Source organism: Burkholderia sp. Bp9031 (assembly GCF_003857965.1).
Taxonomy (GTDB): Bacteria; Pseudomonadota; Gammaproteobacteria; order Burkholderiales; family Burkholderiaceae; genus Burkholderia; species Burkholderia ambifaria_A.
This window is the reverse complement of sequence record NZ_QTPW01000003.1, coordinates 128450-153191: the sequence shown is the minus strand read 5'-3', so window position 1 is coordinate 153191 and position 24742 is coordinate 128450. Positions and strand designations below refer to the sequence as shown.

26 protein-coding genes are annotated in these 24742 nt (G+C 66.8%); 12 read left to right on the top strand and 14 right to left on the bottom strand.

Annotated features, from left to right (window positions below; translation table 11 throughout):
- Window positions 1-79: 79 nt before the first annotated feature.
- From DIE15_RS05775 to DIE15_RS05760, 4 genes are all read right to left on the bottom strand, one after another.
- On the bottom strand, window positions 80-982 hold the full coding sequence (locus tag DIE15_RS05775; RefSeq protein ID WP_057925568.1) for an ABC transporter permease: 903 nt from the start codon (window positions 980-982) through the stop codon (window positions 80-82).
- A 13-nt stretch (window positions 983-995) separates the two neighbouring features.
- Window positions 996-1934, bottom strand: coding sequence for an ABC transporter permease subunit (locus tag DIE15_RS05770; protein WP_124832617.1), 939 nt, complete (start codon window positions 1932-1934; stop codon window positions 996-998).
- A gap of 11 nt (window positions 1935-1945) precedes the next feature.
- Window positions 1946-3559 (bottom strand): peptide ABC transporter substrate-binding protein, encoded by a 1614-nt coding sequence (locus DIE15_RS05765; RefSeq protein WP_124832616.1) that lies wholly within the window; start codon window positions 3557-3559, stop codon window positions 1946-1948.
- Window positions 3560-3737: 178 nt separating this feature from the next.
- Window positions 3738-4316 (bottom strand): cupin domain-containing protein, encoded by a 579-nt coding sequence (locus tag DIE15_RS05760; RefSeq protein ID WP_124832615.1) that lies wholly within the window; start codon window positions 4314-4316, stop codon window positions 3738-3740.
- 485 nt (window positions 4317-4801) lie between these two features.
- Between DIE15_RS05760 and DIE15_RS05750 the strand changes: the two genes are divergently transcribed.
- A complete protein-coding gene (locus DIE15_RS05750) occupies window positions 4802-6325 on the top strand; it encodes a peptide MFS transporter (protein WP_057925564.1) in 1524 nt (507 codons plus the stop codon).
- Window positions 6326-6444: 119 nt separating this feature from the next.
- Window positions 6445-6651 carry a hypothetical protein gene (locus DIE15_RS05745; protein WP_057925563.1) on the top strand — a complete coding sequence of 69 codons (207 nt, stop codon included), beginning with the start codon at window positions 6445-6447 and terminating at the stop codon, window positions 6649-6651.
- 55 nt (window positions 6652-6706) lie between these two features.
- Here the strand turns inward: DIE15_RS05745 and DIE15_RS05740 are convergent, their stop codons facing one another.
- The 3 genes from DIE15_RS05740 to DIE15_RS05730 form a co-directional block, all read right to left on the bottom strand.
- Window positions 6707-7831, bottom strand: a complete 1125-nt coding sequence (locus DIE15_RS05740; RefSeq protein WP_057925562.1) for an OpgC domain-containing protein — start codon at window positions 7829-7831, stop codon at window positions 6707-6709.
- A gap of 386 nt (window positions 7832-8217) precedes the next feature.
- Window positions 8218-9123 carry an EamA family transporter RarD gene (gene rarD / locus DIE15_RS05735; protein ID WP_124832614.1) on the bottom strand — a complete coding sequence of 302 codons (906 nt, stop codon included), beginning with the start codon at window positions 9121-9123 and terminating at the stop codon, window positions 8218-8220.
- Window positions 9124-9135: 12 nt separating this feature from the next.
- Complete coding sequence (locus DIE15_RS05730) at window positions 9136-9432, bottom strand: acylphosphatase (RefSeq protein WP_057925560.1); 297 nt, start codon at window positions 9430-9432, stop codon at window positions 9136-9138.
- Window positions 9433-9637: 205 nt separating this feature from the next.
- Between DIE15_RS05730 and hpnA the strand changes: the two genes are divergently transcribed.
- Both hpnA and DIE15_RS05720 read left to right on the top strand, forming a co-directional pair.
- Window positions 9638-10645, top strand: a complete 1008-nt coding sequence (gene hpnA, locus DIE15_RS05725) for a hopanoid-associated sugar epimerase (RefSeq protein ID WP_124832613.1) — start codon at window positions 9638-9640, stop codon at window positions 10643-10645.
- A 108-nt stretch (window positions 10646-10753) separates the two neighbouring features.
- Window positions 10754-12175 (top strand): phage tail protein, encoded by a 1422-nt coding sequence (locus tag DIE15_RS05720; protein WP_124832612.1) that lies wholly within the window; start codon window positions 10754-10756, stop codon window positions 12173-12175.
- A gap of 108 nt (window positions 12176-12283) precedes the next feature.
- Here DIE15_RS05720 and DIE15_RS05715 read toward each other — a convergent pair whose 3' ends face one another.
- Window positions 12284-13471, bottom strand: a complete 1188-nt coding sequence (locus tag DIE15_RS05715) for a glycosyltransferase (protein ID WP_124832611.1) — start codon at window positions 13469-13471, stop codon at window positions 12284-12286.
- 433 nt (window positions 13472-13904) lie between these two features.
- Between DIE15_RS05715 and ispH the strand changes: the two genes are divergently transcribed.
- Both ispH and hpnH read left to right on the top strand, forming a co-directional pair.
- Window positions 13905-14846 (top strand): 4-hydroxy-3-methylbut-2-enyl diphosphate reductase, encoded by a 942-nt coding sequence (ispH, locus tag DIE15_RS05710; protein WP_057925556.1) that lies wholly within the window; start codon window positions 13905-13907, stop codon window positions 14844-14846.
- A 12-nt stretch (window positions 14847-14858) separates the two neighbouring features.
- Window positions 14859-16019: an adenosyl-hopene transferase HpnH gene (gene hpnH / locus DIE15_RS05705; RefSeq protein ID WP_057925555.1), complete on the top strand. Its 1161-nt coding sequence runs from the start codon at window positions 14859-14861 to the stop codon at window positions 16017-16019.
- 151 nt (window positions 16020-16170) lie between these two features.
- Here the strand turns inward: hpnH and DIE15_RS05700 are convergent, their stop codons facing one another.
- The 3 genes from DIE15_RS05700 to DIE15_RS05685 form a co-directional block, all read right to left on the bottom strand.
- Window positions 16171-16431: a hypothetical protein gene (locus DIE15_RS05700; protein ID WP_057925554.1), complete on the bottom strand. Its 261-nt coding sequence runs from the start codon at window positions 16429-16431 to the stop codon at window positions 16171-16173.
- Window positions 16432-16612: 181 nt separating this feature from the next.
- Window positions 16613-17098 carry a hypothetical protein gene (locus tag DIE15_RS05695; RefSeq protein ID WP_057925553.1) on the bottom strand — a complete coding sequence of 162 codons (486 nt, stop codon included), beginning with the start codon at window positions 17096-17098 and terminating at the stop codon, window positions 16613-16615.
- Between the two features lie 230 nt (window positions 17099-17328).
- A complete protein-coding gene (locus tag DIE15_RS05685) occupies window positions 17329-17706 on the bottom strand; it encodes a hypothetical protein (RefSeq protein ID WP_124832715.1) in 378 nt (125 codons plus the stop codon).
- Window positions 17707-18199: 493 nt separating this feature from the next.
- Between DIE15_RS05685 and DIE15_RS05680 the strand changes: the two genes are divergently transcribed.
- Both DIE15_RS05680 and DIE15_RS05675 read left to right on the top strand, forming a co-directional pair.
- On the top strand, window positions 18200-18553 hold the full coding sequence (locus DIE15_RS05680) for a DOPA 4,5-dioxygenase family protein (RefSeq protein WP_057925551.1): 354 nt from the start codon (window positions 18200-18202) through the stop codon (window positions 18551-18553).
- 101 nt (window positions 18554-18654) lie between these two features.
- Window positions 18655-19089, top strand: a complete 435-nt coding sequence (locus tag DIE15_RS05675; RefSeq protein WP_124832610.1) for a nuclear transport factor 2 family protein — start codon at window positions 18655-18657, stop codon at window positions 19087-19089.
- A gap of 21 nt (window positions 19090-19110) precedes the next feature.
- On the opposite strand, the gene trhA is transcribed toward DIE15_RS05675, so the two are convergent.
- From trhA to DIE15_RS05660, 3 genes are all read right to left on the bottom strand, one after another.
- The gene (gene trhA, locus DIE15_RS05670; protein WP_057925549.1) at window positions 19111-19731 is read right to left on the bottom strand and encodes a PAQR family membrane homeostasis protein TrhA; all 621 of its coding nucleotides are present in this window, start codon (window positions 19729-19731) and stop codon (window positions 19111-19113) included.
- A gap of 211 nt (window positions 19732-19942) precedes the next feature.
- Window positions 19943-20149, bottom strand: coding sequence for a YbdD/YjiX family protein (locus tag DIE15_RS05665; RefSeq protein WP_006761279.1), 207 nt, complete (start codon window positions 20147-20149; stop codon window positions 19943-19945).
- Window positions 20150-20161: 12 nt separating this feature from the next.
- A complete protein-coding gene (locus DIE15_RS05660) occupies window positions 20162-22240 on the bottom strand; it encodes a carbon starvation CstA family protein (protein WP_057925548.1) in 2079 nt (692 codons plus the stop codon).
- Between the two features lie 276 nt (window positions 22241-22516).
- Between DIE15_RS05660 and DIE15_RS05655 the strand changes: the two genes are divergently transcribed.
- The 4 genes from DIE15_RS05655 (at window position 22517) to DIE15_RS05640 (ending at window position 24693) form a co-directional block, all read left to right on the top strand.
- Window positions 22517-22645 (top strand): hypothetical protein, encoded by a 129-nt coding sequence (locus DIE15_RS05655; RefSeq protein WP_260428188.1) that lies wholly within the window; start codon window positions 22517-22519, stop codon window positions 22643-22645.
- Window positions 22642-23550 (top strand): RNA polymerase sigma-70 factor, encoded by a 909-nt coding sequence (locus DIE15_RS05650; protein WP_057925547.1) that lies wholly within the window; start codon window positions 22642-22644, stop codon window positions 23548-23550. Before DIE15_RS05655 ends, DIE15_RS05650 begins: the two co-directional genes overlap by 4 nt.
- Before the next feature lie 181 nt (window positions 23551-23731).
- Window positions 23732-24211, top strand: a complete 480-nt coding sequence (locus DIE15_RS05645) for a carboxymuconolactone decarboxylase family protein (RefSeq protein ID WP_057925546.1) — start codon at window positions 23732-23734, stop codon at window positions 24209-24211.
- Between the two features lie 77 nt (window positions 24212-24288).
- On the top strand, window positions 24289-24693 hold the full coding sequence (locus DIE15_RS05640; RefSeq protein ID WP_057925545.1) for a cupin domain-containing protein: 405 nt from the start codon (window positions 24289-24291) through the stop codon (window positions 24691-24693).
- Window positions 24694-24742 lie beyond the last annotated feature (49 nt).

The following is a 24742-nucleotide window of genomic DNA, read 5'->3' as shown; positions in this document are numbered from 1 at the left end:
TTCGATGGAAGCGCCTGGGGGAGACGGGGGGGCTGCGCCCCCCCCGAGCGAACATAGTGAGCGTGGGGGTTGTTTCATCTCAGCGATCCTTCGGGTCGAGCGCGTCACGCAGGCCATCGCCAACGAAGTTCACGCAGTAGAGCGTCACGCAGAGCATGACGGCCGGCGCCAGCAGCAGCCACGGCATCGATTCCAGTTTCTGCGCGCCGTCCTGGATCAGCACGCCCCAGCTCGTCATCGGCTCCTGCACGCCGAGGCCGAGGAACGACAGCACCGATTCGGTCAGCACGATGTTCGGCACCGAGACCGTCGCGTACACGACGACCACGCCGAGCAGGTTCGGCACGATGTGGCGCAGCACGATCGATGCCGGCGACACGCCGATCGCGCGCGCCGCATCGACGAACTCGCGGTTGCGCAGCGACAGCGTCTGGCCGCGCACGACGCGCGCCATGTCGATCCACGAGAACGCGCTGATGGTCAGCACGACCAGCATGAACGAGCGGCCGAACAGGGTCATCATCAGGATCGCGATCAGCAGGTACGGGATCGCGTACATCATGTCGACGACGCGCATCATCGCGGAGTCGACGCGGCCGCCCGCGAAGCCGGCGGTCGCGCCCCATGCGACGCCGAACAGGCCGGACACCAGCGTGCCGAGCAGGCCGACCTCGATCGACACGCGGCCGCCGATCAGCGTGCGCACGAGCAGGTCGCGGCCGAGTTCGTCGGTGCCGAACCAGTGCTGGTTCGCGAGCGTCGGCGCCAGGCTGATCGAGCCCCAGTCGCTCGCGGCGGGATCGGCCGCGAGCAGCCACGGGCCGACGAAGCACGCGAGCGTGATCAGCGCGAGCAGCACGAGGCTGAACACGGCCGCGCGGTTGTGAAGGAAGCGCGCGAACGCGAGCGCGAGCGGCGAGCGCGAACGCGGCGGCGAGTCGGTCTGCACGGGCAGACTGACGACGGGAGTAGTCGGAGTCATCGCAGTGCCTCGCTCAATAACGGATGCGCGGATCGAGCCACGCGTACGCGAGGTCGACCAGCAGGTTGAACAGCACCGCACAGACGGTCGTCAGCACGACGAGGCCGAGCACCAGCGTGTAGTCGCGGTTGATCGCGCCGTTCACGACAAGCTGTCCGAGCCCCGGCAGCGCGAACACCGATTCGGTGACGACGGCCGCCGTGATCGACGTGATGCAGACCGTGCCGAACAGCGACACGACCGGCATCAGCGCGGGCTTGAGCGCGTGGCGCAGCACGATCGTCGAGCCCGGCAGGCCCTTCGCGCGCGCGGTGCGAATGTAGTTGCTCGACAGCGTCTCGATCATCGAGCCGCGCATCACGCGTGCGAGCAGCGACACGTTGATGAAGGTCAGCAGCACGATCGGCAGCAGCCGGTACTGCCAGCCGCCGTCGCCCCAGCCGCCGGCCGGCAGCCAGCCGTTGCCGGCCGACGTCTTCAGCAGGATCGCGAAGATCCATACCAGCACCGGGCCGAGCACGAACGGCGGCACGACGTTGCCGAAGTTGCCGATCAGCATCACGAAGCGGTCGATCAGGCTGTCTCGCCGCACGGCCGCGACGGTGCCGAGCAGCACGCCGAACACGATCGAGATCGGGATCGACACGCCGCCCACGCCGAGACTCACGGGCAGCGCCTTCTTCACGAGATCGTTCACCGACCAGTCGACGTAACGGAACGACGGACCGAGATCGCCGTGCAGCAGCGCGTTCAGGTACAGCAGGTACTGCTTCCACAGCGGCTCGTCGAGGTGGTACTTCGCGTTCAGGTTCGCGAGCGTCGCCACGGACAGCTGCTTCTCCGTATCGAACGGACCGCCGGGCGTGAAATGCAGCAGCAGGTAGCAGACGGTGATGACGGCGAGAATCGTCGGCACCGCCCACAACGTGCGTCTCAATGCGTAGGCCAGCATGATCGCTCCGCTCAGTGCTTGATCAGGTACATGTCCTGCGACGCACGCATGTCGATCACGTTCTTCAGCGAGTAGCCGCCCACGTAGGGCTTCACGAGACGGTCGGCCGAGTACTGGAACAGCGGCACCATCGGCGTGTCGTTCATCGCCGTGTCGTGCGCCTGCGTGAGCAGCGCGGCACGTGCCTTGTCGTCGAGCTTCTGGTTGCCTTCGTCGACGAGCGTATCCATCTGCTTGTTGCAGTAGCCGACGGTGTTCTGCGAGCTGCCGCAGCGGATCAGGTCGAAGAAGGTCATTGCGTCGTTGTAGTCGGCGAACCAGCCGTCGCGCGCGATCTGCACCTTGCCGTCATGCCGTTCCTTCATCAGCACCTTGAACTCGACGTTCTCGAGCTTCGTGTTGATGCCGAGCTTCGTGCGCCATTCCGATGCGGTGAACAGCGCGACCTTCTTGTGCAGGTCATTGGTGTTGTACGTGAGCGTGAACGACAGCGGCTTCGCGTCGGAGTAGCCGGCCTGCTTCAACAGGTCCTTCGCGGTCGCGATGCGCTTGGCCATCGGCCACGACGCCCATTCCGGCGTGAACGGCTGCGCGCCCTTCGTGCCGTTCGGCATCAGGCCGTACATCGGCTTCTCGCCGGCCTGCGTGAGCTTCGACGTCAGCACGTCGCGATCGATCACCATCGACAGCGCCTGGCGCACGCGCTTGTCCTTCAGCGCCGCGTCGCTGTTGTTCAGGTAGTAGTAGTAGGTCGCGAGCTGCAGGCCCGGGCGCAGTTCGCCGCCGAACTGCTTGCTGACCTGCTGGAAGATGCCCGACGGAATCGAGTAGCTGTAGTCGATCTGGCCGGCCTGGTACATGCGCATCGCGGTTTCGTCGCTTTCGATCGGCAGGTACGTGACCTTGCTGATCACGACCTTCGGCGCGTTCCAGTACTTCGCGTCCTTGGTCGCCACGATGCGGTTGTTCGGCTGCCAGTCGACGAGCTGGTATGCGCCGTTGCTGACGATATTGCCCGGGCGCGTCCATGCGTCACCGAACTTCGTCACCACGTCCTTGTTCACCGGCGCGAGCGGCGCCATCGCGGTCAGCTCGGGGAAGAACGCGACGGGCACGTCGGTCGTCACTTCCAGCGTGTACGGGTCGACCGCGCGCACGCCGAGCGTCGACGGGGCGACCTTGCCGGCGATGATGTCCTTCGAGTTCTTCACGAACTCGACGAGGATCGTGTACTTCGAGCCCGTCTTCGGATCGACGAGACGCTGCCACGAGTAGACGAAATCGGCGGCCGTCACGGGCTGGCCGTTGCTCCACTTCGCATCGTGGCGCAGCTTGAAGATCCATGTCGTCGGCGTCTTGCGCTCCCACGACTGCGCAACGCCCGGCACGACCTGGCCGGCCGCATCGATGCGGGCGAGCCCTTCGAACAGGTCGAGGCCGATCGTGTTGCCGGTCCACGATTCAATGTGCGCCGGATCGAGCGACTCGACTTCGGCAGGCACCTGGCGCGTCAGGTCCTGTTGAGGGGCGAGCGCGACGTTCGACGGAACGGTAACGGCGTGAACGGCGGGCGTCGTCAGGGCGAGCGCGGCCAGCACGGCCGACATGGCATGCAAGGATTTCATCGTGGCAGTTTTGAGAAGGTTGTTCGGTGAGCGTTGCGCGGCGGATGCCGCGGATTACGCGTGAGACGCTGACGTGTGCAGCGATTGAGGAGGCCCGTGATTCTCGTATTGCATTTTAGTATTCCTTACGTTTCTTTCGACAGGTATCCCGTCTCTGAAACGAAGGAATACCTGTGCGTTAGAACAGCCGCGGCGTACCGACCCAGACCACCACCGACTCGATCGTCGCGGTGTTGACCCAGCTGTGCGGGACCGTCGACTGATAGTGCGAACTGTCGCCGGCCTGCAGGACGAACGTCTTGCCTTCCAGCGTCAGCGACACTTCCCCTTCAATTACATACAGGAACTCCTCCCCTGCATGCGTCGTCACCTCCGACCGTTTCTGCCCCGGCGGCAGCCGCACGAGGATCGCCTCGAGCTGACGCCCTTCGGACACGTTCGTCAGCCTCGCGAACAGGTTCGCCGAATCGGCGAATCCGAAGAAGCGCAACTGCTCGCCTCGGCAGACCGAGCGTTCCTCGCTCGGCGTATCCACGAAGTACTGCACCGTCACGCCGAGCGCCTGGGCGATACCGGCCAGCGACGTCAGCGACGGCGACGCGAGCCCGCGCTCGACTTGAGACAGAAACGGCTTCGAAATCCCCGCGGCGGTAGCGGTGTCGTCGAGCGTGCGCTTGAGTCGTTGGCGCAACGCGCGAATCTTGCTGCCAAGTGCGACAGCGTCTGCCGATCGCGAGTTTTCAGTGGGGGGAACCATAGCAGGCCGAAAAGTGGTCGTCAAAAAATGTTTGATGGAAAGTAACTAAGTTAACTTGAGATGGCTTAATCTTCGGGTTCGCACACGTCTTCGGCGTTGAGCCCGGTGCACTAAACAGGGCCCGAAGCGAGCGAAACGACGCGCTATCTTGCCAGACTCGCCGTCTTCACAGGCAAGCTGCAAGCGGCTCTCCGGGAATTTGCGGAGAACGGGCGCCAAGCTTACAAGTAGATGATGAGACAAATGTTCCTGAAAGCTGCTGCCATATCGGGAGTTTCCCTGAGTGGCGCGGACCTGACGCACCGGACCGGCAAACGTTACCACTCGCGCGCCGGTCGGGGTCTCGCGCCGCCTCGTCAGGCGGAGTCCGACCCCGGCCCGACTGCTCCATCGCCGACGCAAAGCCTACCCGGCCACCGTGCTCCGGCGCCAGTTCGACCCCCAAGGCGACGCGCGATCCGCGCCGTCCGCTTCAAACGAGATTGATGATGCACGCACCTGTTTCACAAACCCGATCGTTTACGACGGTCTTCCTCATCGAAATGTGGGAGCGCTTCGGCTACTACGGCATGGCCGCGCTCCTGGTCCTCTTCATGGTCGACCGGCTCGGTTTCACCGACAGCCACGCGAACCTGACCTGGGGCGCGTTCACCGCGCTCGTCTACGCGTCGCCGTCGATCGGCGGCTGGATCGGCGACAAGGTGCTCGGCGCCCGTCGCACGATGATCATCGGCGCGGCCGTGCTGTGCGCCGGCTACCTGATGCTGGCGGTCCCGAACGACGCGCTGGCGTACATGTACGCATCGCTCGGCGTGATCGTCGTCGGCAACGGCCTGTTCAAGGCCAACGCGGCGAACCTCGTGCGCCGCATCTACGAAGGCGACGACGCGCGCATCGACAGCGCGTTCACGATCTACTACATGGCTGTCAACATCGGCTCGACCGTGTCGATGCTCGCGACGCCGTGGATCAAGGATCACTGGGGCTGGCACACCGCGTTCGCGGTCTGCTGCGCCGGCATGCTGCTCGCGATCCTGAACTTCATGCTGATGCACCGCACGCTCGCGCACATCGGCTCGCAGCCCGACGACGAACCGATCCGCTGGAAGCGCCTCGGCGGCGTGGCGGCAGGCGGCGTCGCGCTCGCGCTGGTCACGCTGTACGTGCTGCAGCACAAGCAGCTCGCGGTCGCGAGCGTGTGGACGGCAGCATTCGCGATCCTCGCGATCTTCGCGTACATGATCGCGAAGTCGGAGCGTTCGGAGCGTGCCGGCCTGATCGCGGCGCTCGTGCTGATCGGCCAGGTGATCCTGTTCTTCATCTTCTACGTGCAGATGTCGACGTCGCTGACGCTGTTCGCGCTGCGCAACGTCGATCCGCGCTTCATCCTGTTCGGCACGACGCTGTTCACGTGGAGCGCCGCACAGTTCCAGGCACTGAACCCGATCTGGATCATGATGCTGAGCCCGGTGCTCGTGTGGATCTACAACGCGTTCTCGAAAAGCGGCCGTGACCTGCCGGTCGCGGCGAAGTACGCGTTCGGCTTCGGCGCGGTGGCTGCCGGTTACCTCGTGTTCACGATCAGCGGCCGCTACGCGGTGGACGGTCGCGTGTCGTCGTGGTTCATGGTGTGGGGCTACGGCCTCTACTCGCTCGGCGAACTGCTGGTGAGCGGCCTCGGCCTCGCGATGATCGCGCGCTACGTGCCGGCGCGCATGAGCGGCTTCATGATGGGCGCGTATTTCGTCGCGACGGGCGTGTCGCAGTATCTCGGCAGCGTCGTCGCGAACTTCGCGCAGATGCCGTCGCACGACCTGCCGGCCACCGAATCGCTGCCGCTCTACCTGTCGCTGTTCGAGAAGCTCGGCTGGCTCGCCGCGATCGGCATGCTGCTCGCGCTGCTGCTGCTGCCGATGATGAACCGCCTGTCGCGCCAGCATCAGCGCTGCGCGGAAGAACGCCGCGAGGAAGAAGCGTTGCAGGCGCAGGCGATGGCTTCGGCCCAGTAAGTACTATCCCTCGGCGTGCGGCATGCACGCCACATTCTCCCGCCAGCGCGGCCAGCACGTCCTACACTGGTTGCAACGGTCCATCCGTTCCACGCGATGCGCACCGGCGGGAGAAGATCATGAAAAGCAAAACGACTCGGCTCTTGAGGATACTGTCGGACATCCGGCACGCGCAGCGCTGCACCGCATTGCGCGCCGCCCGCGCCGCAGCCGAAGCCGACGCGGTGCTCGCGCAGCAGGACGATCCGACGTCCGACGAACGCGACGACACCGAATCCGATGACGCGACCGCCGTCCCCCGCTCCCGCATCGGCTCACCTCACTGACCGCACCGCCGTCGCGCGGCCGCTTGCGTGCCGCCTGCGCGCGCTCCCGCGCCGCTCACGCGGCCGCGGCGCGCCAGCGCGCGAACCACGATCCCGAACCCGCCACGGCCATCATCAGCCCGACCGCGCATGCGTCGGCCGCGAGGCCCAGGCCGATGCGCCGCAACTCGGCGCCGTTCGCGACCGGATGCAGCAGCGAATCGATGACGAGAGAAATCGCCGCGCCCGCGACGAAGCAGATGAGCCCGCGCTGGCCGACCGCCACCACGGGCTGCACCGCGCGCGCGATCCGCGCGATCCAGCCGTGGCGCACGCAGTCCGCCATCAGCCACGCGACCGCTGCGAAGCTCACGATGCGCGGCAGTGCGAGATCGCGCTTGAGCACGCCTTCGGGCACCGGCAGCCCCGAGAACAGCTTGTAGCTCGCGCAACCGAGCACGATCGCGCATGCGACGCCGGTTGCCGCGGCACTCCAGCGTCCGAGCGCGACGTGCCGGTAGAACGGCTGGCAGCGCGCGAGCACGCCGGCGACGAACATCAGCTGCCACGCGAACGGGTTGAAGCTCCAGCGGAACGAGTCGGTGTCCAGCAGCTCGGGGCCGAGCCAGCCAGCCGCCAGCCACGACGCCGCGCTGAACGCGACGAGCAGCCACGGATGGCGGCGCGCGAACGGCACGATCACCGGCGACGCGAGCGCGAACAGCACGTACATCGGCAGCACCGACGCGAGATACGGCTGGCGCTGGAACGTGAGCAGCTCGGCTGCGCCCGTGAGCGGCGACGCGAGCATCACGCTGACGTCGTCGAGCGCGAGGTTCGGCGCGTCGATCCCGTAATGGTCGAGCACGGCCGACACGACGAGCATCAGCGTCGACGTCGCGAGAAACGCGCGATAGATCTGCATCGCGCGACGCACGAACCGCCGCTGCGCGGCGCGCGCGCCGTGCCGGTCGGCGATCGCGCCATACGCGCTCGCGGTCGCGAAGCCGCCGAGGAACACGAACACCTCGGCCGCGTCGCACAGCGCGAAGGCGTGGAGCGTCACGCGCGACAGCACGCTCGCGCCGATGTGATCGACGACGATCATCAGCAGCACGATGCCGCGGAAGAAATCGACTTCGATCAGGCGGCCGCTGCGCGCCGGCGGGAACGAGGCGGCGGGTGGCGTACTCAGCGACATGGCCGCACCTGCGCGACGACGGCGCGACACGCACCGGCGGGAGATTCGAAAGGGAGAAGGCGAACCTGATCGGCGGCGATACGCGTATGCCCGCATCGCGCCAACCCGGCCGGCCCGGCACGGAGATGACCGTTCATGGAAACGCTGCATACGAAGAGAAGACGGTCAGGTCAGTCTAGCGGCCGGTCGGGGGATACCCTAAGTAACAAAGTGCAACGGAATCTTCTGTTCGATTACAGGCGTGACATCGACGATACGAAGCTGGCGGTGCGGCCAGCGTGATGTCAATGCGTCGCCAGTTCGACGTCAGCATCGCGGGATTCGACACGACGAATGCGCGATGCACGATGCGCGGCATGTCGGCGCTGCGATCGAGTCGGGTGCGACTATGCTCGGCCGGGCGCGGGCAGCCGCCGCATCAGCATCGCGCTGTGCCACGCGGTCAGCGCGACGGCGGCCCAGATCGGCCCGTAGGTCGCGAGCTGCGCGGCGCTCAGCGTCTCGCCGAGCAGCAGCAGCGACACCGCGACGAGCAGCACCGGCTCGACGTAGCCGAGGATCCCGAACAGCGCCATCGGCAGCATCCGGCTCGCCTTCAGGTAGCTCGCGAGCGCGAGCGTGCTGAGCACGCCGAGCCCCGGCAGCAGCGCGGCCCACAGCAGCGGATGGCTGGCGACCGGCGTCGGGCTCGTCGACACCACCGCGAGCGCGACCGGAGACAGCAGCACGATCTCGAGCGCGAACGCGGCCAGCGAATCGGCGTTGATCCGGCGACGCAGCACGAAATACGGCGGATAGCCGAGCGCGACGACGAGCGTCGGCCACGCGAACGCGCGCGTCGCCCACACCTCGTGCGCGACGCCCAGCGCCGCGCACGCGACCGCCGCCCATTGCAGCGGGTCGAGCCGTTCGTGATAGTAAAAGCGGCCGACGAGCACCATCGTCAGCGGCAGCAGGAAATAGCCGAGCGATACTTCGAGCATCCGCCCGTGCAGCGGCGCCCACAGGAACAGCCACAGCTGCAGGCCGAGCAGGCCCGCGCTCACCGGCAGCGCGATCAGCAGGCGCCAGTCGCGCGCGCTGCGCCGCGCGAGTTCGACGAGCGCCGGCCAACGGCCGCGCAGCGCGATCAACGCGAGCGCGCCCGGTACGGTCCACAGGATTCGCCACGCGAAGATGTCGAGCCCTGTGAGCGGCGCGAGCAGTTTCGCGTAGACGGACATCAGCGCGAACAGCGTTGACGCCACGACCGACAGCGCGATGCCGCGCCCGGCCTCCGGATACCCCGTCATGTTGTTTTCGCCTTACTGCTGCTGGAAGCGCTCGAAGCGCTTTTCGGTCCGACGCTCCTCGAACGTGACCTCGGTTACGCGCGCGGACGGCGGCCCATGGCGCAGCCACGCGAGCATTCGGTCGATCTGCGGACCGGGGCCCTGGATCATCGCCTCGACGCTGCCGTCCTCGAGATTCGCGACCCAGCCGCGCAGCTTCAGCGCATGCGCCTCGCGCACCGTCGCGTGACGGAAACCGACGCCCTGCACGACGCCGCGCACCCGCACGTAGTAGGTCTCGATCCGTTCGTCCAAGTCATTGCGGCTCATCGCGTCGCCCTCCCGTAGTGCATTCAAGCCCGGCATTGTAGACGCGTCGGCCGCTTCGCACACGGGCCGGGCGGGCCGGCCGCGGGGGCCGACGCTGTCCGGCTCGGCCGCCGCGCGGCACTCGCGTCGCCGCGCGCGCCGACCACGTACAATCTCGCCGACGCACAACCGCCGCGCCGCCCGCGCGCGGCCCTGAAGGAAACGCATGACTGATACCTCCCGCGATCTCGTTCTCGTCACCGGCGCGTCCGGTTTCGTCGGCTCGGCCGTCGCACGCATCGCGCAGCAGAAGGGCTATGCGGTGCGCGTGCTGGTGCGCCCGACCAGCCCGCGCACGAACGTCGCGGATCTCGACGCCGAGATCGTCACCGGCGACATGCGCGACGAGACGTCGATGCGCGCCGCGCTGCGCGGCGTGCGCTACCTGCTGCACGTGGCGGCCGACTACCGGCTGTGGGCGCCGGATCCGGACGAGATCGAGCGCGCGAACCTCGAAGGCGCGGTCGCGACGATGCGCGCGGCGCGTGCCGAAGGCGTCGAGCGGATCGTCTATACGAGCAGCGTCGCGACGCTGAAGGTCACGAGCGCCGGCGATCCATCCGACGAGAACCGGCCGCTGACCGCCGAGCAGGCGATCGGCGTGTACAAGCGCAGCAAGGTGCTGGCCGAGCGCGCGGTCGAGCGGATGATCGCCGACGAAGGGCTGCCGGCCGTGATCGTCAACCCGTCGACGCCGATCGGCCCGCGCGACGTGAAGCCGACGCCGACCGGCCGCATCATCGTCGAGGCCGCGCTCGGCAAGATTCCCGCGTTCGTCGATACCGGCCTGAACCTCGTGCACGTCGACGACGTCGCGCACGGCCACTTCCTCGCGCTCGAGCGCGGCCGGATCGGCGAGCGCTACATCCTCGGCGGCGAGAACCTGCCGCTGCAGCAGATGCTCGCCGACATCGCGCAGATGACGGGGCGCAAGGCACCGACGATCGCGCTGCCGCGCTGGCCGCTCTACCCGCTCGCGGTCGGCGCGGAAGCCGTCGCGAAGTTCACGAAGGAGGAGCCGTTCGTGACCGTCGACGGGCTGCGGATGTCGAAGAACAAGATGTATTTCACGTCCGCGAAGGCCGAGCGCGAGCTCGGCTACCGCGCGCGTCCGTACCGCGAAGGGCTGCGCGACGCGCTCGACTGGTTCGGCTCGGCGGGCTACCTGAAATAGCACAAAGCGGCGTGCGCCACGCCGCTTTGCGCACTTTGTTACACGTCGTTGACGGACCGGCACCGGCGCAGCGGTTAAAATCGCGGGTCTTACGCAGAGAAGACACGCATGAACCTGAACGATCAGATCGATTCGCTCAACGCGGGCGTCGATCATCTCCTCCACGATCACCACGCCGCGCAGCAGGCGGCACGCAGCGCGGAAGCGTTCGCGCGCGCCGCCGCGGCGGAAGCCCAGGCTGCCGCCGAACGTCACGCCGCTGCGGAGACCGAAGCACAGGCCGCCGCGCAGCGCCACACGGCCGCAGCCGCCGACGCCGATGCCGCGCAGCAGCGCCACGCCGACGCCACCGCCGCGGCCGAAGCCGCCGCCCAGCGCCACACCGAAGCCACCGCGCAGGCCGAAGCCGCCACCCAGCGGCACGCCGAAGCGACCGCGCTGACCGAAGCGCTCGCGCAACGTCACGCAGATGCCGAAGCCGCGTCGCAACGCCACGCGGCCGCGATCGCCGAAGCCGAGGCCGCCGCGCAACGTCATCACGCCGCCGCGACCGAAGCGGATGCGGCCGCGCAGCGTCATGCCGCCGCCACCACGGAGGCCGAAGCCGCCGCGAAGCGCCACGCGCAAGCGACCGCCGAAGCCGAGGCCGCGACGCAGCGCCACGCGGCCGCGATCGCGGAAGCCGAAGCGCTCGCGCAACGCCACACGCAGGCGATCGCCGAAGCGGAAGCCGCCGCGCAGCGCCACGCCGATGCGACTGCCGAGGCGCAAACCATCACGCAACGCCACACCGAAGCCATCGCGCAAGCCGACGCGGCCGCGCAACGCCACGAGGCGGCAACAGCCGAGGCCGAGGCCGTCGCGCAACGCCACACCGAAGCGATCGCACAGGCCGAAGCGGCCGCCGAGCGTCACGCGAAGGCGATCGCCGACGCGGAAGCGCTGGTCGAAGCGGTCGTGAAGGACGCCGCGACGAACGCGGCAGCGTCGGAAACCGCGACGGCCGTCGCGGCTGAAGTCGTCGAACCGGTTGTCGAATCGGTTGTCGAGCCCGTCGTCGAGCCGGTGGCAAACGCAGCCGCCCCGGTGGCTGCCGATGAAGTCGCTGCAGCGCCGGCCGACGCGACCACCGCCGTCGTCGCGACGACCGCAGCCGACACTGCGATCGAAGTCGCCCCCGCCGAAGCGGCGGACACGCCTGCGGACAAAGCGACGCTGCAAGTCGCGCGCCCGTCACAGAACGAACTGACGCTGACCGTCAACGGCCAATCGATCACGCTTCACCCGGAACAACTGGGCCAGCTGATCGAGGAACTCGCGCACGCACGCGCGTCGATGCAGCCGGAACCACCGCCAGGCATCCCGGCCGGCTGGCGCTTCGTGACGACGAAGAACCCGATGATGGCCGTGCAGAAGCAATCGAACGGCGACCGCCTGCTGGTCGCGCGCCACACCGGCTACGGCTGGGTGCCGTTCACGTTCTCGCCGGACGTCGTGATCCAGATGTACATGATGCTGACGCAGCGGTAAGCGCGCGCGGCCCCGCCGCAAACAAAACAGCCCGACCGGTTCACACCGATCGGGCTGTTTGCTTTCCGAAGTCCAGGAGACAGCCGGCATACGCCGGCGTCATTCGGCTCAGCGCTCCACCGGCGCCTGCACGCGCGCCTTCCACTGGCCGCCCTTGCCGCGCCAGTAGCGCCACGCGGACGCGAACGTCGCGCCGACGTAGAACAGCGCGACCAGCGGCAGCGCAGGCGCCCACAGAGGCGAGCGCCGGTAGTAGCGCAGCATCGGCGCATACGCTGTGCACATCGACGCCCACGCAAGCCACGCCGGCCATGCACGCGCGCCGTAGACGATCGCGGCGACGGGCGGCACGAGGTAGATGATCGTCATCCCGAGCAGCGTGCCCGCAAGCAGCAGCGGCGAATAATGGAGCTGCGTGAACGCGGTGCGCGCAATCATGTTCCAGATGTCGCGCCAGCTATCGTACGGACGCAGCGACACGCTGCGGTCGGCCAGATCGAGCCGGATCGGATGCCGGCCGCTGCCGCGATGCTTGATCTGCGCGGCGAGGCTGCAGTCGTCGATCAGCGCGCCGCGGATCGACTCGATGCCGCCCGCTTCCTCGAGCGCGCTGCGCTTGACCAGCATGCAGCCGCCCGCGGCGCCGGCCGTCCGGTTGCGCGGATTGTTGATCCACGAGAACGGATAGAGCTTCGCGAAGAAGAACACGAACGCCGGGATCAGCGCCTTTTCCCAGAACGAATCGCAGCGCAGCCGCACCATCAGCGACACGAGATCGCGCTGTTCGGCCTGCGCGCGCGTGACGAGCTGCGCGACGGCGTCGGGCGGATGGCCGATGTCGGCATCCGTCAGCAGCAGGTAGTCGGCCGGCAGCCCGAGCGTGCGCACCGCGGCGATGCCCTGCGACTGCGCCCACACCTTGCCCGACCAGCCGGCCGGCAACGGCTTCGCGGCCAGCACCGTCAGGCGGTCGGCGCGGTTGATCGCGAGCGCGGCCGCGCGAGCCGCGTCGGCGGTGCCGTCGTCGCTGTGGTCGTCGACAATGATCAGATGAAAGTCGCCCGGATAGTCCTGCTCGAGCAGCGACGTCGCCGCCCGGGCGATCACATCGACCTCGTTGCGCGCCGGCACGACCGCGACGACGGCCGGCCAGCCGGCCTCGGCCGCGGCGCCGCGCGCCTGCGGCGGCAGTGCCCGCGCGGGCCGCGCGCGCCAGAAGCCGCCGCGCGCGACGAGCAGCACGATCCAGATCAGCAGTGACAGGCCGGACACCAGGAAGGTAATCGCCAGCATCATCGGCAAGCCTCCTGCCGGACGCCGGCGCGAGCGGCCCGGCCGCCCGCGGTGCCGGATCGTTCGATTGCAATCAGGGTCGAAGTAAAAATACCCATCACCGCGCGGGCGGCAGGGCAATACGCGTAAGAATCGACGGTCATCGAATGGCCTTGAAATGAGCGCGACGCCGGGCAGCCGGACAGGCTGCCCGCGAAACCGCGCAGTTTACCGGGTTCCGCGCGAGCGAGCGCCGACGCGGCTTAGCGGCCGATGCAACACGGCCGGTACAGCACCAGAGCAAGGACGGCCCGATAGGGTTAAAATGCGCGATTAATTCGGGGTTCCGGGGCCTGGCCTGGCCGGTTCGTTTCCTGCCTTCATAACATCAAGCCGGGGCGAGCGAGCAGTGCCAGCTCCTTGAACCCCGGCGTCTGTCGTCGGAGTTCGCTCACTTATGCGAGTCATCCTTGCCCAGCCCCGCGGCTTCTGTGCGGGGGTTGTCCGTGCGATCGAGATCGTCGATCGCGCGCTGCAACAGCACGGCGCGCCGGTCTATGTGCGTCATGAGATCGTCCATAACCGGCATGTCGTCGAAAACCTGCGTGATAAAGGGGCGCGATTCGTTGAGGAACTCGACGAGGTGCCGCACGGCGCTGTGGCGATCTTCAGCGCGCACGGTGTCGCCCAGACGGTCGAACGCGATGCTCAAACGCGCGGGCTCGACGTGCTGGACGCAACCTGCCCGCTCGTCACGAAAGTGCACGTGCAGGGCCGCCAGTACGTCGCGGCGGGCCGCCGGCTGATCCTGATCGGCCATGCGGGCCATCCGGAAGTCGAGGGCACGATCGGCCAGATTCCGGCCGAGGTGATCCTCGTGCAAAGCGAAGCCGAAGTCGATACGCTGACGCTGCCGGTCGACACGCCGGTTGCGTACGTGACGCAGACGACGCTGTCGGTCGACGACACGCGCGGCATCATCGAAGCGCTGCAGCGCCGGTTCACCGACATCGTCGGCCCGGACACGCGGGACATCTGCTACGCGACGCAAAACCGCCAGGCCGCCGTGCGCGAGCTGAGCGGCCAGGTCGACGTGCTGCTGGTCGTCGGTGCGACGAACAGCTCGAACTCGAACCGCCTGCGCGAGATCGGCACCGAAAGCGGCGTGCCGAGCTATCTCGTCGCCGACGGCTCGGAAGTGAAGCCCGAATGGTTCGCGGGCGTGCAGACGGTCGGCCTGACCGCCGGCGCGTCGGCACCCGAGGAAATGGTTGAGGATGTAATCGGTGCGCTGCGCGCGCTGGGGCCCGTCGATGTCACGACGATGGCGGGCCGTGAAGAAAAAGTCGAATTCAAGTTGCCGGCGAAGCTTACGCAAGCTGTCGCCCGCGAAGTTTAAGGAGGACAACTCTTGTCTATTCCGCTGCTCCAGCAAGTCCGCGTCGGCGCATACATCATGCGCCAACACCTGTCCGGCAACAAACGCTATCCGCTCGCGCTGATGCTCGAGCCGCTGTTCCGCTGCAACCTCGCGTGTAACGGCTGCGGCAAGATCGATTATCCGGACCCGATCCTGAACCAGCGCCTGTCCGTCGAGGAATGCCTGGAAGCCGTCGACGAGTGCGGCGCACCCATCGTGTCGATCGCCGGCGGCGAGCCGCTGCTCCACAAGGAGATGCCGGAGATCGTCAAGGGCATCATGAAGCGCAAGAAGTTCGTGTACCTGTGCACGAACGCGCTCCTGATGGAAAAGAAGATGGACGACTACCAGCCGAACCCGTACTTCGTCTGGTCGGTCCACCTCGACGGCGACAAGGACATGCACGACCATTCCGTGTCGCAGGAAGGCGTGTACGACAAGGCGGTCGCGGCCATCAAGGAAGCGAAGCGCCGCGGCTTCCGCGTGAACATCAACTGCACGCTGTTCAACGATGCGATCCCCGAGCGCGTCGCGAAGTTCTTCGATACGCTGGGGCCGATCGGCGTCGACGGCATCACCGTGTCGCCGGGCTATGCGTACGAGCGCGCGCCGGATCAGCAGCACTTCCTGAACCGCGACAAGACGAAGAACCTGTTCCGCGAAATCCTGAAGCGCGGCGAAGGCGGCAAGCGCTGGTCGTTCAGCCAGTCGTCGCTGTTCCTCGACTTCCTGGCCGGCAACCAGACGTACAAGTGCACGCCGTGGGGCAACCCGGCACGCACCGTGTTCGGCTGGCAGAAGCCGTGCTATCTGGTCGGCGAAGGTTACGTGAAGACCTTCAAGGAACTGATGGAAGACACGAACTGGGACAACTACGGCGTCGGCAACTACGAGAAGTGCGCGGACTGCATGGTCCACTGCGGCTTCGAAGCCACCGCCGTGATGGACACGATCTCGCATCCGCTGAAGGCGCTGCGCGTGAGCAAGAAGGGCATCAAGACCGACGGCCCGTTCGCACCGGACATCTCGATCGCGAAGCAGCGTCCGGCCGAGTACGTGTTCTCGCGCCACGTCGAGATCAAGCTCGAGGAAATCCAGCGCGCCGGCAAGGGCAAGCTGCAGAAGCCGGCGAAGCCGGCAACGGCGGCTTAAGCGCGTATCGCGATGCGGAGGTTGGCGCCTCCGCATCGGCCGGCATCGAAGAAGCGCCACGGAGTTCGCTCCGTGGCGCTTTTGTTTTGTCGGGCGTCGTCATGGGCCGGGGGCGCTTCCGCATTTGCATGAGCATGCGAACACCGCCCGTTCAGTGTCTCGACTGCGCCGCCGCGATCAGTTGCCATGCGGTCGGGCCGGGATCGAGCAGCGGGTCGGACGGCGGATCGAGATCGTGCCGATGTGTTTCCTCCGACGGCAGCGCCTGCCCTTTCGCAATGCCGACCTCGTCGCCGCACACGGTGCATCGATAGATGCCCGCGATCGTCACGTCGCTGCCCGGCGGCAGATTCTCGCTGAATGCGCGGCCGCTTCCGCACGTGAAATAGCCGCCGATCCTGTATAGCGCCATCGCTCCTCCTGACCGAAACGAATACGTTCACGCCGACACGCACGATCGCCGCAAACGCGAGGATGGATCGTCATCGACCGAACCCATTCGGCTCCTGTCGTGACATTAGACGGCGAGCGTCAGCCCCAGTGAATGGGACAAGTATGAAACACGGCCCCAGCGTCGGTCGTGTTGCCGCCGCTCAATGCAGGACGGCCGGTTCCCGCATCTTCGCCGCCGCCTGCGCGACCAGTGCCGGCTGCTCGGCGGACGCGGACGCGAACGCGCACACGTGACGCCACAGCTCGGCGAGCCGGTGCCGGGTGAGCGTCGCGACGCACGCGTCGTTCGCGGCGAGTATGCGTTCGAGCACTGCGCTTTCGTCGTCGTGCAGCGTCCATGCGCCGCTTTGCCCAGCGCGCGCCACGCTCGCGTCGAGCACGCGCTCCGCTTCGACGCACAGGTCGATGCTCGCATCGGGGGATACCGCGTCGTCGAGCGCGAGGAACACCAGATAGACGCTCGTGCGCAGCCGCATCAGCAACGCTTCGCTGCCGTGCTCGCCGCGCAGCGCGACGAGCGCCATGTGGCATTTCAGCGAGATGTCGCGCACATGCGCGGGCGGCAGCGGCAGCAGCCACTCGCGCGTCAATGGCGGGTGGCGACGGCCTTTCCGGACGGCCCTCATGACCCGTCCTCGCTGATGGACGTCGTCCGCGTCGAATGCCGGCCACGCGGCGCGGCATGCGACGGCACCGCGGCTTGCGTCGCGCTTGCCGTTCGTGCGTCGCCGCGTCCCGTACACGCCGTACACGCCGTCCCACCGCCGCGTCGCGCACGCGTCCGGCAACTGCCGGATCATCGACGTCCGCAACGCGCCGGGAAGTCGGTTGGCGCATGCCATGCTCGTCTCCCGCATCAGAACGTGTTCTCGCCCTTCAGGTAGTACGCGGTCTTCACGAAGAACGCCTTCACTGGACGACCGCTCTGCGCGGCGCTGGCCGCGCGCGCTTCCATCGCGGCCTTCTCCTCGCGCGAGCGGTCGGGCACCGGGTTCCTCACGCGGTCGAGCGCACGCTGCATCGCGAGCGGATAGTTCTGGTTGCCGGCTGTCGTCGCACGATAGCCGGCGCGCGTCATCTGCATCAGCTGCACGTCGGTCTCGGCACGCGCCGCCTTCCAATTCAACGGGGCGACGTTCGACTGCCACTCGGTGTTGACGGACTGCGCGAAGCTCGCGGCAGGCAGCACGGCAAGCGCGCCGGACAGGACAGCAAGGGAAACAACGGATCGCATCATGGCCTCCAGATGGTTGTCTCCGCATCGATCTTCGTCGTCGATGCGGTGCAATCATCGTATGTCGCGTGGCCGTGCGCTTGAATAGCCGATTCCGCAATTGATATTTTCAGCACCGGCAGCGGGGTCGCGATCCGCATGATTCGCCACTGCTGCCTGACCGGAATTTCTTTATTTCATTCAACCACCTGATCGCGTTTTCGCGGACGATTCGAAGCGGTGCGTAAATCGCCTTTGCAGTTTTCGAAATGACGTATTGCCGTCGAGATTTCGGCCGAAGCACGGGCCGGCAAGGCTTTCGACGCAATGCTGCATCCAGCGCACGAGCGAGAGACGTCTCATCGAACGCGCCGGCTTCTCTGACGCACGACAAATCCTCCGCGCCGATTTACCGCGCAGCGACAACACGTGTCCGACAAGGAAGCGCGATAATTACGCATCGACCGTACATCACGGCGCTCATGCCTTCCCCATTCTTCTCTCGAGTCCCGCCATGGCTGCCATCGACACCACCGCCATCGACAGTTGGCACGCACACGTCTACTTCGACGCCGCGAGCCGCGACGCGGCCTGGGCGTTTCGCCTTGTCGTCGAAGAGCGGTTCGGCACGATCATCGAGCTCGGCCGCTTTCACGAACGCCTCGTCGGCCCGCATCCCGCGTGGTCGTATCAGATCGCGTTCGACGCCACGCGCTTCGACACCATCGTGCCGTGGCTCGTGCTGAATCACGGCGCGCTCGACCTCTTCCTGCACCCGAACACGAACGACGAACTGCGCGACCATCGCGACAGCGCGGTGTGGATCGGCAAGTCGTATGAACTGAATCTCGGCGCGCTAGCGGGTTGACGTGCCGCACGCGTGACATCCACGTTTCGGGTCGCGCTGAAACGTCCGGCAGCGTTGCGTCAATACAGTGGTTCCGTTATCCACGCTTGCCGGAACCCGCCATGACACACCCCGACACCGATGCGCAACGCATTCATCAGGACTGGCACGCCGCCGTCGTCGCACGCGACCTCGACGCGCTGATGTCGCTGTACGCGGACGACGCGATACTCGAAACGCCGCTGATCGTCGTCGCGCTGCCCGACCATGATGGCTCGGGCGTGCTGCACGGCAAGGCTGCAATCGGCGAATTCTTCGCAGCGGGCCTGCGCAATCCGGGCAACAAGCTCGGACGCTGGTACCGCACGGGCCTGTTCTTTTCGAACGGACGGCAACTCACGTGGGAATATCCGCGCGAAACGCCGGAAGGCGATCAGGTCGATCTCGTCGAGGTGATGGATCTGCGCGACGGGTTGATCGCGCATCATCGCGTCTACTGGGGGTGGGTCGGGTTCATGGCGCTGCGTGATGCAGCCCGGACGGCCGGGCGCGAATGACGCGCGCCGTGCCGTGCACGCTCACGCGACATACATCGCGACGCTGACGAACTGGCACAGGCTGCCGGCCAGCACGAACAGATGCCAGATACCGTGCCCGTGGCGGATACGCTCGTCGTTGATGAAGAAGTAGATGCCCACGCTGTAGATGACGCCGCCGGCCAAGAGCCATGCGGTACCGACCGGTGGCAACGCGTGGATCAGCGGGCGGATCGCGACCAGCGCGAGCCAGCCCATCAGCACGTACAGCACCATCGACACGATGCGTGTGCGCCGTCCGAGCGTGAGTTCCTGCGCGATCCCGAATGCGGCGAGCCCCCAGCTCACGCCGAACAGCGACCAGCCCCACGGGCCGCGCAGCGTGACGAGCGTGAACGGGGTGTAGCTGCCCGCGATCAGCAGATAAATGGCCGAATGGTCGCACTTCTGCAGGATTGCCTTGAGCCGCGGGTTACGCACGCTGTGATACAGCGTCGAGATCGCGTAGAGCAAGATCAGCATCGCGCCGTACACGCTGAAGCTCACGATCTTGTAGGGATCGCCTTCGAGCGCGCCCATCGTCACGAGTGCGACAAGCCCTGCTACCGACAGCACCGCGCCGACGAGATGGGAAATGCTGTTGAAACGCTCACCGACATGCACGACGGGTTCTCCTGCGCGGATTCATCGGAAAAAAGCAGAGCCCTATGATACCGGCGGCCGGATCGCGTCGCGCTGAAGCCGGTTAAACGCTGCGGCGACGGCGCGCGCCAAGCGCCGCCCGTCCCCAAAAAGAAAAAGCGCCGCGAATGCCTTCGCGGCGCTTCCTGGCCCGTCACCGGACGGCTTTACCGGCCGGCTTCACCGGTCCGGTTCAGCAACACTTCCCTGCCCCCGACCCATACCGCGCATTCTGACGCTCGCGGAAAAATTCCTCGTACGTCATCGGCTCTCGGTCCGGATGAGTCTCGCGCATGTGCGCGACGTAGGTGTCGTAGTCGGGCAGGCCGACCATCAGCCGCAACGCCTGCCCGAGGTAACGCCCCGCACTGCGCAGGTCGCCGCCAAGATCGCTGAACATCGCGGCCTCCCGTTATCGTCCGCTGCCGAGCGCCTGCGCGGCCGGCATCGCTTCGTACGGCGTCTCGCGCACGGTCGGCTTCGCCTCGCGGCGTGCGCGCAGCACGGCGATCACGCCGTACACCGCGATCGCCACGACGACGAAGATGAACAGCCCGGCCAGCGCCGCATCGATGTAATCGTTGAAGATGATCCGCTTCATCTGCGCGATCGACTTCGCCGGCGCGAGCACCTTGCCTTCGTCCACGGCGGCCTGCAGCTTCGCGGCGTGCGCGAGGAAGCTGACCTTCGGGTTCGCGTCGAAAATCTTCTGCCAGCCGGCCGTCAGCGTGCAGATCAGCAACCACACGGTCGGCACGATCGTCACCCACGCATAGCGCTCACGCTTCATCTTGAACAGCACGACGGTGCCGAGCACCAGCGCGATGGCGGCAAGCATCTGGTTCGAGATGCCGAACAGCGGCCACAGCGTGTTGATGCCGCCGAGCGGATCGACCACGCCCTGGTACAGGAAGTAGCCCCACGCGGCCACGCACAGCCCGGTGGCGACCAGGTTCGCGGGCAGCGACTCGGTGCGCTTGAGCGCCGGGTGGAACGTGCCGAGCAGGTCCTGCAGCATGAAGCGGCCCGCGCGCGTGCCGGCGTCGACGGCCGTCAGGATGAACAGCGCCTCGAACAGGATCGCGAAGTGATACCAGAACGCCATCATCGCTTCGCCGCCGATCACCTGGTGCAGGATGTGCGCCATGCCGACGGCCAGCGTCGGTGCGCCGCCCGCGCGCGCGATGATCGTGGTTTCGCCGACGGCCTTCGCGGTTTGCGTCAGCATGTCGGGCGTCAGCACGAAGCCCCATTGCGTGACGGTGTTGGCAACCGCTTCCGGCGTCGAGCCGAGCACGGCGGCCGGCGCGTTCATCGCGAAGTAGATGCCCGGTTCGATCACGCACGCGGCGACCAGCGCCATGATCGCGACGAACGATTCCATCAGCATCGCGCCGTAACCGATGAAGCGCGCGTTGGTTTCGTTGTCGATCAGCTTCGGCGTCGTGCCCGACGAGATCAGCGCGTGGAAGCCCGACACCGCGCCGCACGCGATCGTGATGAACAGGAACGGGAACAGGTTGCCCGACCACACCGGGCCCGTGCCGTCGACGAACTTCGTCAGCGCGGGCATCTTCAGTTCCGGTGCGACGACCAGGATGCCGATCGCGAGGCCGAGGATCGTGCCGATCTTCAGGAACGTCGACAGGTAGTCGCGTGGCGCGAGCAGCAGCCACACCGGCAGCACCGATGCGACGAAGCCGTAGCCGATCAGGATCCACGTGAGCTGCGTGCCGTTGAACGTGAACCACGCGGCGAGCGTCGGCGAATCGTGCACGGACTGGCCGAACGCGATCGACGCCATCAGCAGCACGAAGCCGATGATCGACACTTCGCCGATGCGGCCCGGACGGATGTAGCGCGTGTAGACGCCCATGAACAGCGCGATCGGAATCGTCGCGGCGACGGTGAACGTGCCCCACGGCGAATTCGTGAGCGCCTTCACGACGATCAGCGCGAGCACCGCAAGGATGATCACCATGATCAGGAACGCGCCGAACAGCGCGATCACGCCGGGCACCGTGCCGAGCTCCATCTTGACGAGGTCGCCGAGCGAGCGGCCGTCGCGGCGCGTCGAGATGAACAGCACGATGAAGTCCTGCACCGCGCCGGCGAACACGACGCCGGCCAGGATCCACAGCATGCCGGGCGTGTAGCCCATCTGCGCGGCGAGCACCGGCCCGACGAGCGGCCCGGCACCGGCGATGGCGGCGAAGTGATGGCCGAACAGCACGTACTTGTTGGTCGGCACGTAGTCGAGGCCGTCGTTGAACTTGACCGCCGGCGTCATCCGCAGCCCGTCGAGCTGCATGACCTTGCTGGCGATGAAGCGGCTGTAGAAGCGATATGCGATGAGATATACGCAGACTGCGGCGATCACGATCCAGAGCGCGCTGACGCGTTCGCCGTGCGCAAGTGCGATCGTCCCGAACGCGAACGCGCCGAGCAGCGCGACCGCGATCCAGAGCAGGGTACTGGAAGCCCGATTCATGGCGTCTCCTGGTCTCCTATGTGGTTTTGAGTGGATCCGGCAAGGAACCGAACCCGCGTGACGTCGATGCGTCGTGCCGCGTCTCGTGGAAGCCGCGGCAGTGGGCCGTAGTATTCCGCGCGACGGGGGCGGCTTACAAGCGCACAACTACGTACGCGGTGCTACGTAAAATTACGTAGGCGAGCGTCTGGAGCAGTCTGGAGCATCGCCGGGCCGCGATTGATCGCCGCCGGCAAGCCACGTACAGTATTCGCGTGCCTCGATTCAGGAACGACCATGCCCACCGGATTTCAGCAGATGAACGCGAATGGCGACGATTTCGTCGTCGACCTGCGCGGCCGCCGCGATGCCGCGCATCGCATCGACCGCGGCCCCGCATCGCGCATGGGCGCGCGGGCAGCATGAACGACGACGCCCAGACCTTCCACGCGCTGCGCCCGCGCCTGCAGAAGATCGCGTACCGGATGCTCGGCTCCGTCGCGGACGCCGAGGACATCGTGCAGGACGTCTGGCTGCGCTGGCACGAAGCGGCGCGCGACGGAATCGAGAACGGCGAGGCGTGGCTCGTCGCGGTCACGACGCGGACCGCGATCGACCGCCTGCGCGCGGCGAAGATCCGGCGCGAGCATTACACCGGCATCTGGCTGCCGGAGCCGGAGCTCGGCGAATCGCCGGCCACGCCCGAGGAAATGACAGAGCGCGCGAGCGACGTATCGGTCGCGTACCTGATGCTGCTCGAACGGCTGACGCCGGAAGCCCGTGCAGCGTTCCTGCTGCGCGAAGTGTTCGACGTCGACTACGACCGGATCGCCGACGCGATCGGCAAATCCGAAGCCGCGTGCCGGCAGCTCGTCAGCCGTGCGAAGGCCCAATTGCGCGACGACGACCGGCCGCGCTACCTGGTGCCGCACGAAACGCACCGGCAACTGCTGCAAACTTTCTCGCACGCGCTCGCGCAAGGCGACTTCCCGTCGATCCAGGCGCTGCTCGCCGAAGACGCGATGCTGATCGGCGACGGCGGCGGCAAGGTCCAGAGTTTCCCGCAACCGATGGTCGGCGGCCGCCGCATCGCCCAGCTGTTCTACGCGACGTGGCTGCGCTGCGGCAGCGGCGTCGAGATGCGCCCGGTCGTACTGAACGGCGAATGGGCGATGCTGCGTTTCATCGCGGGGCAGCTCGAATCCGCGATGTCGTTCGAGACGGACGGCACGTGCATCGTCCGGATCCTCGTGCAGCGCAACCCGGACAAGCTCGCGCGGATCGCGGCCGCGTGCGGTGGTGCCGACCAGCGCCTGATATCCGAAGACTGAAAATCGTAGCGCGCGCCGTGCCGCGATCGTGGCGGCATTGGTGCAGCACATGCAACACGATGCGTCCCTCCGCGTGGCTACCGCGCGCCGCCACGCGCTCCTAACATGATTTCACGCGGCGCCCTGCCGCCCCATGACACCCGCCGAGCGCGGGCAAGCCTTTTTGTCGCCTGGAGAAATCATGACGCAGCGTCTCAACTACATGCATCAATCGCCGGAGCTGTTCAGGCAGTTCCTCGAACTCAGCAACGTGCTGCGCACCAGCGCGATCGAGGAATCGATCCGCGATCTCGTGTCCGCGCGCGCATCGCAACTCAACGGCTGCGCATTCTGCCTCGACATGCACGTGAAGGAGGCACGCCTTCACGGCGAGCGCGAACTGCGCCTTCATCATCTGGCGACGTGGCGCGAATCGACGCTGTTCTCGCCGCGCGAGCGCGCCGCGCTCGCATGGACCGAAGTGCTGACGAAAATCCCCGAGCACGGCGTGCCGGACGATGTCTACGATCGCGTGCGCGGCCAGCTGTCCGAAAAGGAATTGTCAGACCTGACGTTCGAAGTGATGGTGATCAACGGCTGGAACCGCGCGAACGTGGCGTTCCGCACCGCACCGGGTTCGGCCGACAAGGCATACGGCCTCGACAAGGCGAATCTCGCCTGACGCCCGCGCCCGGCTGCGGGCAGCCCCCCTCCTTCGCCGCCGGCTGTCTGCCGGCGACCCTCACCGGAAACCATCCCATGATTCGCTTGAAACATGCCGTCGCGGCCGCGCTCGTCGTCGCGGGGGCCGCAACCAGCGCCGTCCACGCGGCGCCCTCTGCCATCGTCACGCCGCTGATGACGAAACCGCTCGACGACTATCCGGGCAAGGAAGCGCAGATGATCTCGGTCGAGTATCCGCCCGGCGCGGTGGACCCGGTCCACCGGCACCACGCGCCCGCGTTCGTCTACGTAGTCGAGGGCTCGATCGTGATGCAGGTGAAGGGCGGCGAACCCGTCACGCTGAAACCGGGCCAGACGTTCTACGAAGGCCCGGACGACCTGCACACGGTCGGACGCAACGCGAGCCGCACGAAGCCCGCGAAGTTCATCGTGCTGTTGCTGAAGGACAAGGGCGCGCCGGTGTTCGTGCCGGAGAAATAATCGGCTCGCCGGCCGCCGCGGCCCTTTTTTCATAAAAATACGGCGGACG

Coding starts and splice junctions, on each gene's coding strand:
- DIE15_RS05775 (WP_057925568.1), bottom strand. CDS start 982: ATGACTCCGACTACTCCCGTCGTCAGTCTGCCCGTGCAGACCGACTCG.
- DIE15_RS05770 (WP_124832617.1), bottom strand. CDS start 1,934: ATGCTGGCCTACGCATTGAGACGCACGTTGTGGGCGGTGCCGACGATT.
- DIE15_RS05765 (WP_124832616.1), bottom strand. CDS start 3,559: ATGAAATCCTTGCATGCCATGTCGGCCGTGCTGGCCGCGCTCGCCCTG.
- DIE15_RS05760 (WP_124832615.1), bottom strand. CDS start 4,316: ATGGTTCCCCCCACTGAAAACTCGCGATCGGCAGACGCTGTCGCACTT.
- DIE15_RS05750 (WP_057925564.1), top strand. CDS start 4,802: ATGATGCACGCACCTGTTTCACAAACCCGATCGTTTACGACGGTCTTC.
- DIE15_RS05745 (WP_057925563.1), top strand. CDS start 6,445: ATGAAAAGCAAAACGACTCGGCTCTTGAGGATACTGTCGGACATCCGG.
- DIE15_RS05740 (WP_057925562.1), bottom strand. CDS start 7,831: ATGTCGCTGAGTACGCCACCCGCCGCCTCGTTCCCGCCGGCGCGCAGC.
- rarD (WP_124832614.1), bottom strand. CDS start 9,123: ATGACGGGGTATCCGGAGGCCGGGCGCGGCATCGCGCTGTCGGTCGTG.
- DIE15_RS05730 (WP_057925560.1), bottom strand. CDS start 9,432: ATGAGCCGCAATGACTTGGACGAACGGATCGAGACCTACTACGTGCGG.
- hpnA (WP_124832613.1), top strand. CDS start 9,638: ATGACTGATACCTCCCGCGATCTCGTTCTCGTCACCGGCGCGTCCGGT.
- DIE15_RS05720 (WP_124832612.1), top strand. CDS start 10,754: ATGAACCTGAACGATCAGATCGATTCGCTCAACGCGGGCGTCGATCAT.
- DIE15_RS05715 (WP_124832611.1), bottom strand. CDS start 13,471: ATGATGCTGGCGATTACCTTCCTGGTGTCCGGCCTGTCACTGCTGATC.
- ispH (WP_057925556.1), top strand. CDS start 13,905: ATGCGAGTCATCCTTGCCCAGCCCCGCGGCTTCTGTGCGGGGGTTGTC.
- DIE15_RS05700 (WP_057925554.1), bottom strand. CDS start 16,431: ATGGCGCTATACAGGATCGGCGGCTATTTCACGTGCGGAAGCGGCCGC.
- DIE15_RS05695 (WP_057925553.1), bottom strand. CDS start 17,098: ATGAGGGCCGTCCGGAAAGGCCGTCGCCACCCGCCATTGACGCGCGAG.
- DIE15_RS05685 (WP_124832715.1), bottom strand. CDS start 17,706: ATGCGATCCGTTGTTTCCCTTGCTGTCCTGTCCGGCGCGCTTGCCGTG.
- DIE15_RS05680 (WP_057925551.1), top strand. CDS start 18,200: ATGGCTGCCATCGACACCACCGCCATCGACAGTTGGCACGCACACGTC.
- DIE15_RS05675 (WP_124832610.1), top strand. CDS start 18,655: ATGACACACCCCGACACCGATGCGCAACGCATTCATCAGGACTGGCAC.
- DIE15_RS05665 (WP_006761279.1), bottom strand. CDS start 20,149: ATGTTCAGCGATCTTGGCGGCGACCTGCGCAGTGCGGGGCGTTACCTC.
- DIE15_RS05660 (WP_057925548.1), bottom strand. CDS start 22,240: ATGAATCGGGCTTCCAGTACCCTGCTCTGGATCGCGGTCGCGCTGCTC.
- DIE15_RS05655 (WP_260428188.1), top strand. CDS start 22,517: ATGCCCACCGGATTTCAGCAGATGAACGCGAATGGCGACGATTTCGTC.
- DIE15_RS05650 (WP_057925547.1), top strand. CDS start 22,642: ATGAACGACGACGCCCAGACCTTCCACGCGCTGCGCCCGCGCCTGCAG.
- DIE15_RS05645 (WP_057925546.1), top strand. CDS start 23,732: ATGACGCAGCGTCTCAACTACATGCATCAATCGCCGGAGCTGTTCAGG.
- DIE15_RS05640 (WP_057925545.1), top strand. CDS start 24,289: ATGATTCGCTTGAAACATGCCGTCGCGGCCGCGCTCGTCGTCGCGGGG.